The sequence below is a fragment of the Streptomyces sp. NPDC052023 genome (assembly GCF_044548465.1).
In the GTDB taxonomy this organism is placed as follows: Bacteria; Actinomycetota; Actinomycetes; order Streptomycetales; family Streptomycetaceae; genus Streptomyces.
Genome location: NZ_JBIUBW010000012.1, coordinates 146,483 through 159,107 on the forward strand (window position 1 = coordinate 146,483; position 12,625 = coordinate 159,107).

A 12,625-nucleotide genomic window follows, 5' to 3' on the forward strand; every position below is an offset into this window, starting at 1 on the left:
TGGTCGGCCGATCAGCCCTTTGCCGTGCACTTCGGCAGGTCGGCGGTGTCGCCGGCGCGGATGTCCTTCAGGGCGCCGAGGGCGTCGTCGATGGTGTCGATCTTGACCAGCGTGAGGCCCTTGGGGGTGTCCTGCGCCGCGGCGGCGCAGTTGTCGGCGGGCGTCAGGAAGTACTGGGCGCCCTTGCTGCGCGCGCCGACGGTCTTCATCTCGATGCCGCCGATCGGGCCGACCGTGCCGTCGTCGTCGATGGTGCCGGTGCCGGCGACGAACGAGCCGCCGGTGAGGGAGCCCGGGGTGAGCTTGTCGTAGATGCCGAGCGCGAACATCAGGCCGGCGCTCGGGCCGCCGACGTCGGCGAGCTTGATGTCGATCGTGAACGGGAAGGTGTGGTCGGTGCCGGCCGAGATGCCGACGATCGCGCGCTTCTCCCCCGCGTCGTCGGAGGTCTTGGTGGTGATCGTCACCTTCTCCGTGCGCACCGGGTCCCGCTTCTCCTTCTCGGCGGCGGCCTGCTCCTTCGCGGGCACGATCGTGAAGACGACGTCCTCGCCGGGCTTGTGCCTGGTCACCAGTTCCGCCACGTCGCCGGGGGCCTTCACCTTCGTACCGTCGACTGCCTTGATCACGTCACCGGCGTGCAGCCTGCCCTCGGCCGGGGAGTCCTTCACCACGGTGGAGACGATCACCCAGGAAGCCACCTTGACGCCGAGTTCCTTCAGGGCGGCGACCTTGGCGCTCTCCTGGGACTGGCTGAACTCCTCGGCGTTCTCCTGGGTGGACTCCTCCTCGGTCTTGCCGTCCGGGTAGAGGGTGTCGTGCGGGACGACCTTGTTGTCGTGTGCAAGCCAGCCGTAGACCGCCTCGACGAGGTTCATCCGGTAGTCGGCGCTGGTCACGCGGACGGTCGTCATGTTGAGGTGCCCGTCCGCCGGGTACGTCTTGCGCCCGGAGATCTGCAGCACCGGCTCGCCGTCGTGGTCACCCAGCGTGTTCACCGTCGGCCCCGGGGACATCTCCGCGTACGGCACGCGGATGAGGACTCCCGCGCACAGCAGCGCGATCAGCATCAGGGTGGAGGCGAGCATCGTCGCGGTGCGGCGTGGCATGTCACGACAGTACGGGACGGGCGTGTCGGGACACCGTCAGGGCCGCCTCCCGGGTCACGGAACGGTGTGGGATTTCTCCATGGCCGCGCGGAAGCGCGCGTAGCCGTCGAGCTCGGGGCCGTCGCTCCGGGCCCTGCGGGTCCTGTTGGCCCAACTGCCCCACAGGCCCGCGCCGACAGCAGCCACAAGCGGAATCAGCAACCAGGCGAGCGCCGCCATGCCGACCTCCAACCCCATGAGCGCAACTGACTGATCAGCAGATTAACCGTTCGCACTGACAACGCTCACGCCAGGGGTGTGGTTACGCAACCGGAGTCGCTCGCCTGGAGGCTCAGCAGGCGCCGACCCACTCCTCGGTGCCGTCGGAGAACTTCTGGTGCTTCCAGATGGGCACCTCGTGCTTGAGGTCGTCGATGAGCTTCCGGCAGGCCTCGAAGGCCTCACCGCGGTGCGGACAGGAGACGCCGACCACGACGGCGAGATCCCCGACGCTCAGATCCCCCACACGGTGGACGGCCGCCAGTGCCCGCACCGGAAACTCGGCGACGACCTTCTCGGCGACGCGCCGCATCTCGGCCTCGGCGCTGGGGTGACAGGAGTACCCGAGTTCGTCCACGTCGGCGCCCCCGTCGTGGTTCCGCACGGTCCCCACGAACAGGGCGGTCCCCCCGGCGGCGTCGTCCCCGACGGCCCGGAAGACCTCGTCGAGGGAGAGCGGCGTCTCCCGGATGCCGATCAGCTTGATGGGCTGCTGAGCGCCCTGCTCACCGGGGTGATCGTTGCTGGCTGCCATGCGTCCATCGTGCCCCACGCGCGCGGGGACGCGGAATAGCGCTTTCACCCGGCACACGCGTGCCCGGCCTTGGAGCCTCCTACAGGAGCGGGTGTGCAGGAGCGGGTGTGGCCACGGGCGGGGGCCCCAGGGCGGTGTGGCCACGGGCATCGCAGTCGCCACGGCGGACGGGGCCACAGGCACGCAGCCGTCGCACCCCGCGCCCACCCGGCGGCACCGCGGCCTTCGCACGCCTCAGATCCGGCGCCGTGCCTTCCGGGCCCGGCGTACCACCGCCGCGGCTCCCAGCAGCGCGACCGTGGCCCCCGCGGCCCCCGCGGCCGTGGCGTCCTTCCGCCCCAGCCGCCGCCCGGCCACCGTGTGCCGCCCGGAGACCTCCTCCAGCAGCTCGGCGAGGACCTCCTCGTTGGTCCACTGCGCCCGCCACCCGGCGTCGTGCAGCCGGCTCCCGCTGACCACCCAGGGATACATCGTGTACGCCAGGTCCCCCGCCGGGGACGGCGTCAGCCCGATCCGGTGCAGCCGGGCCGCCGCGCCGAGCGCCACCGCCGACGGCAGTTCCATCCGCCGGATCCCGCTCAGCTCCTCGACCTCCTCCTGCTCCAGCCACCCGTCGCATCCCACGGCGAGTTCCCCGTCGACCTTCTCCAGGACGGCGTACTCCAGAGCACTGCACAGATCTTCGACGTGACAGAACTGCCACGCGGGCCGCGATCCCGCGACGACAAGCAGCCGGGGCGACTCGAAGTACCTGGTCAGCGCCGTGTCCGTGCCGCCCACCAGGACGCCCGGCCGCACCACGGTGACGTTCAGTCCCGGGTGGGCGCGGGGCGCCCGGCGCGCCAGCCGCTCGATCTCGAGCAGGTCGCCGACGCCGGTGGCCTCCGCCGTCGCCCGCAGCTCCGCGTCCTCCGACAGCGGCAGCTCGTTGTCGGGCAGCGCCCCGTAGACCATCGCCGAGGTGCACAGCACCACCCGGTGCACCCCGGCCGCCGCGGCGGCGGTCAGCACGGTCTGCGTCCCGCGCACGTTGTACGCCGTCCGGGCGGCCGCGTCCGTCTCCAGATCCAGGTCGAGCGCCAGGTGCACCACGACGTCCGCGCCCCGCAGCTTCTCCGCGATCACCGGGTCCCGCACGTCGAGGATGTGCCACTGGGCCTGCGCGCACTCGCCACGCCGTTCGTCGATGGCGATGACCTGCTTGATCTCCTCCGACGCGGCAAGCCGCGCGGTGAGCAGCGCGCCCACGCCGGACGCGGCGCCGGTGACGGCGACGACGGGTCCGCGCAGGGCGGAGGGGGTTGAGTGGTTTCGCGCTGCGCGAACCTGCGGATCTGGGGAACTCACCAGGTGTCTCCAGCGGTTGTCTTCACATACGAGCGCGAGTGACGCGTACGTACCAGGTGGCATCCATCCTGCCGCAGCCCGTGAGTCGGCGAAGCACCGAGGCCCGATCCGCCCGGGGTGTCTAGGCTGGGTGGTGTTGTCGGGCAGTCGTGCCGCCGGCGGAGACCGGCGGCCTTACCAGCCGAGGAATCCCGTGAGTGACACCCCATTCGGATTCGGCCTTCCGCCGGAGGAGCCGGAAGACGGCGACGAGGGCAAGAAGAAGGACCAGCAGAGCGGTGGTGGTCAGGGACCGGCCAACCCGTTCGGATTCGGCGGGCTGCCCGGTGCCGGAGGCTTTGGTGGCCCCGGTGCGGACAATCCGCTCGCTGCCATGTTCGGTTCGCTGAACCCCACCGACCTGGGCGCCGCGTTCCAGCAGCTGGGCCAGATGCTCTCCTACGAGGGCGGCCCGGTGAACTGGGACATGGCCAAGCAGATCGCCCGCCAGACGGTCTCCCAGGGCACGTCGGACGGCACCAAGGACGCGAGCGTCGGCCCCGCCGAGCGCACCGCGGTCCAGGAGGCCGTCCGCCTGGCCGACCTGTGGCTGGACGACGCGACGTCCTTGCCGTCCGGCGCCGCCTCCGCGGTGGCCTGGAGCCGCGCGGAGTGGGTCGAGGCGACCCTGCCGGCGTGGCAGGAGCTCGTCGACCCGGTCGCCGAGCGGGTCGGCGCCGCGATGGGTGACGTCCTGCCGGAGGAGATGCAGGCCATGGCCGGCCCGCTGATCGGCATGATGCGCTCGATGGGCGGCGCGATGTTCGGCACGCAGATCGGGCAGGCCGTCGGCGTGCTCGCGGGCGAGGTCGTCGGTTCGACCGACATCGGCCTGCCGCTCGCCCCGGCCGGCAAGGCCGCGCTGCTGCCGGTGAACGTCGAGGCGTTCGGCAAGGACCTGGGCGTGCCCAAGGAGGAGGTGCGGCTGTATCTCGCCCTGCGCGAGGCCGCCCACCAGCGCCTCTTCGCGCACGTGCCCTGGCTGCGCTCGCACCTGTTCGGCGCGGTCGACGGGTACGCGCGCGGGATCAAGGTCGACACGGCCAAGCTGGAGGACGTGGTCGGCCAGTTCGACCCGCAGAACCCCGAGCAGTTGCAGGACGCCTTGCAGCAGGGCATGTTCCAGCCCGAGGACACGCCCGAGCAGAAGGCTGCCCTGGCCCGTCTGGAGACGGCGCTGGCGCTCGTCGAGGGCTGGGTCGACGCCGTGGTGCACGCGGCCGCCAAGCCCCGCCTGTCGTCCGCGGACGCGCTGCGCGAGACCCTGCGACGCCGTCGCGCGACCGGCGGCCCGGCCGAGCAGACCTTCGCCACGCTGATCGGCCTGGAGCTGCGCCCGCGCAGGCTGCGGGACGCCTCCCGCCTGTGGGCGTCCCTCACGGACGCGCGCGGTGTCGACGGCCGGGACGCCCTGTGGGCCCACCCGGACATGCTGCCGACCGCGCACGACCTGGACGACCCGGACGGCTTCGTGCACCGCGAGCACATGGACTTCTCCGAGCTGGACAAGATGCTCGGTGAGGCGGCGGGCAAGCCGGACCTCAGGAAGAAGAGCCAGGACGAGGGGCCCGAGGGCGGCAAGGACGCCGAGGGCAGGGACGGCGGCGAGGCCAAGGGCGACGGCGCCGAGTGAGCCTGCACGACGACGCGGTCCTCGTACTGAAGCGCTACGAGGACCAGGAAGAGCTGCGCCAGACCTATCTGGACCACCTGGCGGCCCATCCCACCGGCATGTGGAAGTCGTGCGCGGACGGCCACATCACGGCGAGTGCCCTGGTGATCGACCCGGAGCAGGGGCGGGTGCTGCTCACCCTGCATCGCAAGCTGCGCATGTGGCTCCAGATGGGCGGCCACTGCGAGCCGGGCGACGCCTCCCTCGCGGCGGCGGCGCTGCGCGAGGGCACCGAGGAGTCCGGGATCCCGGGGCTGTCGCTGCTGCCCGGCGGCCCGGTGCGGCTGGACCGCCATCTCACGCCGTGCGCCTGGCACCTCGACGTCCAGTACGCCGCGCTGGCCCCGGCCGGGGCCGTGGCGGCGATCAGCGACGAGTCCCTCGACCTGCGCTGGTTCGGTTACGACGAGGTCGCCGAGGTCGCCGACGAGTCGGTCCTGCGGCTGGTGGCCGCGACCCGCGACAGGCTCTGAACGTGTAAGGGGCGCCCGCACTTGCGGCCGCCCCTTACGTTCCGCTTCGGAGGGTCAGCTCCAGACGTTCCCCTGGTTCTGCCCGCGCGCCCCGTGCTGCCCCATGCCGAACTGTGCCGCGGCGCCCTGCCCGATCACGGCGTTCTGCGGAGGCAGCAGCTCGCTGGGCTGGACCAGCACATGGCCGGTGCCCATGAAGCTGAGTTCCCAGCCCTCGCCGGTGTTGCCCCGGCGCCGCCACACTCCGGAGGAGTGCGTCTGGGCCTGCATCTGCACGCGCAGAGCGGTGGACCAGGCGACGATGGCGTCCGCGTCGCAGTTGACGTACTTGTCGGGCGTGACCTGCATCATCAGGGGCGCGCCCGAGGTCATCAGGGCGACCTTGCCGCGACCGGTGATGTTGAGCTGGTACTTCCCGGAGCCGGAGATGCCGTAGAGGCTGTCGACGGCGATGACCTCATGGTGCAGCCCGGAGTCCATCGCCAGGACGTAGTTGCTGTCGACGGTCAGCCCGTCCTGGTCCACGTCCATGAGGTGGACGTGCTGCTTGAGGTTGGCGAGGTAGACCGTGCCCTGCCCGTGGCAGCGCATCAGGTCCAGGCCCTCACCGGTGCGCGCACGCGCGCGTGCGGCGCTGTTGCCCTGGAACTCGGCGTCGAACTCGACGAGCCCCTGGTAGGCGACCATGGTGCCCTTGCGGGCCAGGACGTCGTCGTGACCCTCCAGGGCGACGCGCAGCATCTGCTTGTTCTGCAGGCTCCAGCGCTCCTGGCTCGGCTGGTCGTTGTGGGCGAAGATCGGACTCTGCATGGTGTGGTGCTCCCCCTCAGCCCCGGACCCGGAGTCGGTCGGTGCTGTCCTCACTGGGCTGGACGACGACGATGCCCTCGCCGGAGAAGGCCATCTGGTAGGCCTCGCCGCTGCCCCGGCCGATCAGCGACTGGGCCTTGAAGCTGCGCTTGCCCTTCACCTTGAGGTTCGGGGACCAGGCGACGAGCGCGTCCGGGTCGACGTAGGTCTCGTTCTCACCGCCACCGCAGTCGACGACGATCGGCTTGCCCCGGGAGGTCAGCGCGACCCAGCCCTGCCCGGAGATCCTGGTGTTCCACAGACCCTGGCCGGCGAACTTCGCGAGCCCCTTCACCCGCTCGACGCCCCAGGTGAGGTGCGCGTCGAAGGCGAGCAGGTTGGTGGCGTTGACGGAGATGCCGTCGCCGTTCAGGTTGATCACGATGACGTTGGCGCCGTAGTCGGCGAGGTAGAGCAGTCCGTCGCCGGAGCACTTCATCAGCGGAGCGCCCTCGCCGGTGAGCCAGTCCTTCGCGACCTGGCGGACGGCCGGGGGGTTGGGCTCGTACTGGATGAAACCCTCGTAGGCGACCATCGAGCCCACGCGCGCGAGGAGGTCGTTCCCGGTCTGCAGGGCGACCTTCAGCATGTGGTTGCCGTGGTTCTCCATGCGGGCGGTCACGGGTGCGGGAGCGTAGCCCGCGAGCGGCTGGTTCATGACGGGCTCTCCCTCAGATCTCGTACGGCTGGACGACGATGAAGTTGCCGGGCGCGCCGCGGAACTGGAGGTTCACGCTCTCTCCGGTGTCACCGGGATAGGCGTTGCGGCGCATCCGCACCTGGCTGGAGACGACCACCTGGGCGGCGGACGACCAGGCGACCACGGCGTTGCAGTCGGCGAACGTCGTCGGCGTGACCGGCAGCACCACGGGTGTGCCGTGGGTCTTGACGACGATGGTGCCGGTGCCGGTGAACTGCATGGTGAACAGCGCACCTCCGGGGATGCCGTGGCCCTCGATGCGGCGCACCTCGTACTGGAGGCTCTCGTCGAACGCGAGGACGTTCTCGGCGGAGACGCAGATGCCGTCGCCCTGGAGTTCGATGGGGTGCAGCATCGTGGAGTTCTCGGCGAGGAACACCTGCCCCTGTCCCGTGCAGCGCATCAGCTGCATCTCCTGGCCGGTGGCGTTGCCCACGATCCGGCCGCTGAACCCGGCGCCCTTGTAGCTGAAGTCGACCTTGCCCTGGTAGAGCACCATGCTGCCCTGCCGGGCCAGCACGGGCTGGCCGCCGATGCCGAGATCCACGCGGACGAGCTTCTTGTTCTGCTGCGTCCAGCGCTGACCGGTGGGCGTCTCCTTGAACTTCTGGAGCGCGCCGGCGACACCGGGTGCCTGGGCGGTGCCCTGGGGCGCGGCCTGCGGCGCTCCGTAGGGGGCCTGCTGTCCGTAGCCCGGGGGCGGGGCCGGCTGGCCGTGGGGCGGCATGGGGCCCTGCTGGGCGGGCGGCTGACCGTATCCCGGGGGCAGCGGAGCCGTCTGGCCCGGCGCCGCCTGGCCATACGGAGGCTGCTGCTGGGGCGGCTGCCCGTACGGGGGCTGCGGCTGGCCGCCGTAGGGCGGCGCGGGTGCCGGGGCGGGCGGCGGTACGGCGGCTCCGCCGGGCGGGGTCATGGGCGCGACGACGGTGGGCGCGGTGTGCACCTGGGGTGACGGGGCGGGAGCCGGGGGCGGGGTGGCGCCGGCGGGCGGCGCGAAACCCTGAGCGGCGGGCTGCGGGGCGGGCGCCGGTGCTGCAGGGGGCGTCGCGGCCGGTCCGGACGGGACACCGAAGGCGGGCGGCGCCGAGGACTGGGCGGGCGGCGCGAAAGCGGGAGCGGCGCCGGCCTGGGACTGCGGGTCCGCCGGCGTCTCCTCTTCGAGCACCTCGCCGCCGAAGTTCTTCAGCAGCGCGTCCAGGCCGCCCTCGAAGCCCTGTCCGACGGCCGCGAACCGCCACACGTCCTTCAGGTAGAAGTCGCCCAGCATCACGGCCCGTTCGGTGGTGAACTCCGAACCGTCGAACGCGTACCGGGCCACCTCCTGACCGCCCGCGACGATGCGGAGGTAGCCGGGGTTGATCTGCGACATCTGCCCGGCACCGTCGACGGTCGCCGTGAACGACAGCTTGTGGATCTGCGACGGGATCTTGTCGAGCGTGACCCGGAAGGACTCCGTGTCACCCGCCTGTGCGCCGAGGAGCTGGATGGCCTCCTCGGGGGACTTCGGCTGGTTGAAGAAGACGAAGTACCGTTCGTCCGACAGCCGTTCGTCGGCATCCAGACCGAAGCAGCTGATGTCGAAGGTCAGTCCGGGCCCCGAGATCTGCACACCTACGTACAGATCCGTGCCCGCCGTCAGGTCACTGATCCTGGCCTTGTGGCCGCGTTGGAATTCCCTGGCCATGCGTAACGACCGTCCCCCATCCCGAAGTGCGAGTGCGTCGCGCCAGGCTAACGGCAAACCCGGACACCGGAGGAAGTCGGTACAGAGCCGGTACACAACCTCTTTCCCGGCCATGCCGGAAGCACTTGCCGGACATGCCGTGCACGCCGCGTCGGCGGATCACTCCGCGCGCGCGCCGGGCAGATGCGGCAACCGGTCCGCGGCGACCACTCCTTCGAGATAGCCCCGGGCACGCTCGGTGCGCGGATAGGCCTCCAGCAGTCGCCAGAAGCGGGGCCCGTGCCCGGGCACCAGCAGATGCGCCAGCTCATGCAGGAGCACGTAGTCGACGACGTACTCGGGCATGCCCTGCAGCCGGTGCGACAGCCGGATGCTGCCCTCGGCGGGGGTGCACGAGCCCCAGCGCGTGTTCTGGTTGGTCACCCAGCGCACCGAAGTGGGCCGCGCGCGGCCGTCGAAGTACTGGGCGGACAGCCGCTCGGCGCGCTCCGTCAGCTCGGCGTCACCCAGTACCCGCTTGCTCTCCTGGGCGGCCAGCTTGTCGAGCATGACGGTCACCCAGCGCTGCTCCTCGGCCTCGGACATCCGGGCGGGGATGAGCACGACGGTGCGATCGCCCTCGCGGTACGCGGAGACCGTCCGGCGTCGACGAGTACTCCGGCGCACCTCGATCACGCTCGCCCCGGAGCCGCTCGGCGGCGGGCTCGTCGTGCTGCGCTGCGGCTTTCCGGCGCGGTGCAGTGGGTCGGCGGACACGCCCCGACGTTACCCGCTGCGCATGCGGGAAGTCCCGAGTCCGGGACGGTTCGATTCCGATCGCCCACCATGCGTTTGATTTGTACGACGAATATCCCCCGCCTGTGGATAACTTTCGGCGCCGCACCGCCGAGCCGGGCATGCTTGCTCGCGTCGGCACGAACCCGACCGGGCCCGACCAGCCCGCTCACCTCTACCGACGAACCGTGACATACCGGTAATTTCCTGGCTACGGGGGACTGTCATGCATCCGATGGTGAAACCCGCGCTGCGGCGCGGCTGGCGCGACCTCAAGACCGTGCAGTTCGGCATGACGCCTGCGCACGCGATGACGCTGGGCCCGATGGACATCGCGACCGGCACCTTCCTCGACATGCTCAACGGCACCCGCGGCCTGCCGCTCCTGCGCGAGGAGGGCCGGCGGATGGACCTGCCCGAGGGCCACGTCGACGAACTGGTCCGCAGACTGACCCGGTCCGGACTTCTCGACGACGCGAAGGGCGGCGGGCCCGCCGCCGACACTCTGCGCGGCAAGCAGGCAGTCCTCGAACGGCTCCGGCCGGACCTGGCCACACTGTCCCTGACCACCACGGAGCCGGGCGAGGCGATCGCACGCCTCGCCGCCCGGCGCTCGCTGCGCGTGCAGGTACGGGGCGCCGGCCGCGTCGGCGCCACGGTGGCCGCGCTGCTGGCGGGCGCGGGTGTCGGCGAGGTGGACGTGCGCGACGGCGGCTGCGTGGAGCCCTGGGACGTGGCGCCGGGCGGTCTGCCCGGCGAGTCCATCGGCGAGCGCCGCGACGAGGCCGCCCGCCGGGTCGTCCGCCGGGCCGCACCGGAGGGCCCACCCCGCCGCGACAGCCGGGCACCGGCGGACCCGGCCGAAGCCGGCTTCTCCCTGGTGATCCTCACCCCACGCGACGACGTCGCCGTGCACGCCCCCGCCCCGGACGCTGCCGAGCCCCTGATCACCTCCGGTACGCCGCACCTGTACGCCGGGGTCGTCGAGGGCACCGGCACGGTCGGCCCGTTCGTCCTGCCCGGCGAGACGGGCTGCGCCCGCTGTCTGCACGAGGACCGCACCGACCGGGACCCGACGTGGCCCCGCCTGGTCGCCCAGTGGCGCTCGGGGCGGCAGCGCCACGTCCGCCCGTGCGACGTGACCTTGGCCACCACGGTCGCCGGCCTCACGGCCGCGCACGCCCTCGCCTTCCTCGACGGCCGCCCTCCCACCAGCGCCGGAGTCCGCTGGGAGATCTCCGTCCCCGCCCTCCAATGGCATGCCCGACCGGTCTGGGCGCATCCGGCATGCCCGTGCGGGGCCGCGGAGAGGGGTACGGAGAAAGCCGAGGGGGAACGCGCCGCCGAGGACGGGGAGGCACACGAGACAATGGCGGTGGAACGGTCGTCAATGGAGGTACGCCGTCGGGCAGGCGCGGCGCGCCCGGCTGGGACTTGGAGGGCGCATGTCTGATCTTCCCCGCAAGGCGGTCACCCGGACCGCCAAGCTCGCCGCGCTGCCGCTCGGCTTCGCCGGACGGGCGACCTGGGGCCTGGGCAAGCGGATCGTCGGCGAGTCCGCCGATCTCGTCGGCCGCGAGCTGCAGCAGCGCACCGCGGAGCAGCTCTTCAAGGTGCTCGGCGAGCTCAAGGGCGGCGCGATGAAGTTCGGGCAGGCCCTGTCCGTCTTCGAGTCGGCGCTGCCCGAGGAGATCGCCGGGCCCTACCGCGCGGCCCTGACCAAGCTCCAGGACGCGGCGCCCCCGATGCCGACGCGCACCGTGCACACGGTGCTCGCGGAACGGCTCGGCAAGGACTGGCGGGAGCTGTTCCTCGACTTCGAGGACAAGCCGTCCGCCGCCGCCTCGATCGGCCAGGTGCACCACGGCGTGTGGCACGACGGCCGCGAGGTCGCGATCAAGGTGCAGTACCCGGGAGCCGGCGAGGCCCTGCTGTCCGACCTCAACCAACTGAGCCGTTTCTCAAGGCTGTTGGGCCCCCTTATCCCTGGCATGGACATCAAGCCGCTGATCGCGGAACTGAAGGATCGTGTCTCGGAGGAGCTGGACTACGGACTGGAGGCACAGGCCCAGCAGGAGCACGCCGAGGAGTTCGCCGACGACCCGGACTTCGCGGTGCCCGCCGTGGTCCACCAGTGCGACCAGATCCTGATCACGGAGTGGATCGAGGGCATCCCGCTCTCGGCGATCATCTCGGACGGCACGGAGGAGCAGCGCGACCGGGCCGGCCAGCTCCTCGCCCGCTTCCTCTTCTCCGGTCCCGCCCGCACGGGTCTGCTGCACGCCGACCCGCACCCCGGCAACTTCCGCCTCCTGCCCGGCGGCCCGGACGGCGACGACGACTGGCGCCTCGGCGTCCTGGATTTCGGCACGGTGGACCGCCTCCCGGGCGGCCTCCCGGGCACCATCGGCGACTCCCTGCGCATGACGTTGGACGGGGAAGCTCAGGCGGTCCACGACCTTCTCTGCGCCGAAGGCTTCATCAAGGAGTCCATCGAACTCGATCCGGACGCGGTCCTCGACTACCTTCTGCCGATCATCGAGCCGGCCCGCGTCGACGAGTTCACCTTCACCCGCGGCTGGATGCGCAGCCAGGCGGCCCGCGTGGCCGACATCCGCTCCCCCGCGTACCAACTGGGCAAGCAGCTCAACCTTCCGCCGGCATACCTCCTGATACACCGGGTGACCCTGAGCACGATCGGCGTCCTGTGCCAGCTGAACGCCACGGTCCGCCTCCGCGAGGAACTGGAGGAGTGGCTGCCGGGGTTCGTGCCGGAGGACGAGAGGGACGAGGGGGACCCGGCGGCGGCCGAGGCGTGATGCCGGGGCGGTGACGCCGGGCGACGACTGATCCGACAAGGCCGGCTCTCAGCTGTGGCCCGTGCCAGGAGAGGCCTACCGAGCCTGCGGAGGGCCGGTTCTCACCACCACGCCGAGTCCAGCCGCCCCTCGATGGCCCGCAAGTTCTCCCGGGAACAGGCTTCACAGAAGTAGCGGCGCGTTCCGTTCTCCACCGAGCAGGTCCAGGTCGGCTCGGGGGTGCGGGCCTGGGTGCCGCAGCGAGTGCAGACGATGGGGCGGGGTTCCGGGGCGGAGCCGCCCTTGTCGCTGCGTCCGGGAAGACTCGTCACCCGCCGACAATATCCCCGTGACCGGCGGATCGTCGGGCACAACGCACGGCGGGGG

The 12,625-nt window shown here is 71.5% G+C and carries 13 protein-coding genes; 4 read left to right on the forward strand and 9 right to left on the reverse strand.

Going from position 1 to position 12,625, the window contains the following annotated elements; translation table 11 throughout:
• Window positions 1-11 precede the first annotated feature (11 nt).
• The 4 genes from ACIHCM_RS23905 to ACIHCM_RS23920 all read right to left on the reverse strand — a co-directional run bounded on the left by ACIHCM_RS23905 (window position 12) and on the right by ACIHCM_RS23920 (window position 3,249).
• Window positions 12-1,109: a PDZ domain-containing protein gene (locus ACIHCM_RS23905; protein WP_399899181.1), complete on the reverse strand. Its 1,098-nt coding sequence runs from the start codon at window positions 1,107-1,109 to the stop codon at window positions 12-14.
• Between the two features lie 54 nt (window positions 1,110-1,163).
• Window positions 1,164-1,328, reverse strand: a complete 165-nt coding sequence (locus ACIHCM_RS23910; RefSeq protein ID WP_399899184.1) for a hypothetical protein — start codon at window positions 1,326-1,328, stop codon at window positions 1,164-1,166.
• Between the two features lie 112 nt (window positions 1,329-1,440).
• Window positions 1,441-1,902, reverse strand: a complete 462-nt coding sequence (locus tag ACIHCM_RS23915) for a molybdenum cofactor biosynthesis protein MoaE (RefSeq protein WP_399899187.1) — start codon at window positions 1,900-1,902, stop codon at window positions 1,441-1,443.
• Window positions 1,903-2,136: 234 nt separating this feature from the next.
• Entirely contained in the window at window positions 2,137-3,249 is a 1,113-nt protein-coding gene (locus tag ACIHCM_RS23920; protein ID WP_399899190.1) for an SDR family oxidoreductase, read from the reverse strand.
• A gap of 193 nt (window positions 3,250-3,442) precedes the next feature.
• On the opposite strand from ACIHCM_RS23920, the gene ACIHCM_RS23925 reads away from it, so the two are divergent.
• A complete protein-coding gene (locus ACIHCM_RS23925) occupies window positions 3,443-4,921 on the forward strand; it encodes a zinc-dependent metalloprotease (RefSeq protein WP_399899192.1) in 1,479 nt (492 codons plus the stop codon).
• On the forward strand, window positions 4,918-5,433 hold the full coding sequence (locus ACIHCM_RS23930) for an NUDIX hydrolase (RefSeq protein WP_399899195.1): 516 nt from the start codon (window positions 4,918-4,920) through the stop codon (window positions 5,431-5,433). The genes ACIHCM_RS23925 and ACIHCM_RS23930 overlap by 4 nt, the downstream gene beginning before the upstream one ends.
• Window positions 5,434-5,487: 54 nt before the next feature.
• On the opposite strand, the gene ACIHCM_RS23935 is transcribed toward ACIHCM_RS23930, so the two are convergent.
• The 4 genes from ACIHCM_RS23935 to ACIHCM_RS23950 all read right to left on the reverse strand — a co-directional run bounded on the left by ACIHCM_RS23935 (window position 5,488) and on the right by ACIHCM_RS23950 (window position 9,422).
• Window positions 5,488-6,243, reverse strand: coding sequence for an AIM24 family protein (locus ACIHCM_RS23935; RefSeq protein WP_399899198.1), 756 nt, complete (start codon window positions 6,241-6,243; stop codon window positions 5,488-5,490).
• A 16-nt stretch (window positions 6,244-6,259) separates the two neighbouring features.
• Window positions 6,260-6,940, reverse strand: coding sequence for an AIM24 family protein (locus tag ACIHCM_RS23940; RefSeq protein ID WP_399899201.1), 681 nt, complete (start codon window positions 6,938-6,940; stop codon window positions 6,260-6,262).
• Window positions 6,941-6,953: 13 nt separating this feature from the next.
• The gene (locus tag ACIHCM_RS23945; protein WP_399899205.1) at window positions 6,954-8,666 is read right to left on the reverse strand and encodes a TerD family protein; all 1,713 of its coding nucleotides are present in this window, start codon (window positions 8,664-8,666) and stop codon (window positions 6,954-6,956) included.
• 159 nt (window positions 8,667-8,825) lie between these two features.
• Window positions 8,826-9,422 carry a M48 family metallopeptidase gene (locus ACIHCM_RS23950; RefSeq protein WP_399899208.1) on the reverse strand — a complete coding sequence of 199 codons (597 nt, stop codon included), beginning with the start codon at window positions 9,420-9,422 and terminating at the stop codon, window positions 8,826-8,828.
• 244 nt (window positions 9,423-9,666) lie between these two features.
• Here ACIHCM_RS23950 and ACIHCM_RS23955 point away from each other — a divergent pair, with 244 nt between their 5' ends.
• Together ACIHCM_RS23955 and ACIHCM_RS23960 are read left to right on the forward strand one after the other, a co-directional pair.
• Complete coding sequence (locus tag ACIHCM_RS23955; RefSeq protein ID WP_399899211.1) at window positions 9,667-10,893, forward strand: TOMM precursor leader peptide-binding protein; 1,227 nt, start codon at window positions 9,667-9,669, stop codon at window positions 10,891-10,893.
• Entirely contained in the window at window positions 10,886-12,259 is a 1,374-nt protein-coding gene (locus tag ACIHCM_RS23960; protein WP_399899213.1) for an ABC1 kinase family protein, read from the forward strand. The genes ACIHCM_RS23955 and ACIHCM_RS23960 overlap by 8 nt, the downstream gene beginning before the upstream one ends.
• A 101-nt stretch (window positions 12,260-12,360) precedes the next feature.
• Here ACIHCM_RS23960 and ACIHCM_RS23965 read toward each other — a convergent pair whose 3' ends face one another.
• A complete protein-coding gene (locus ACIHCM_RS23965) occupies window positions 12,361-12,570 on the reverse strand; it encodes a hypothetical protein (protein ID WP_399899216.1) in 210 nt (69 codons plus the stop codon).
• Window positions 12,571-12,625 lie beyond the last annotated feature (55 nt).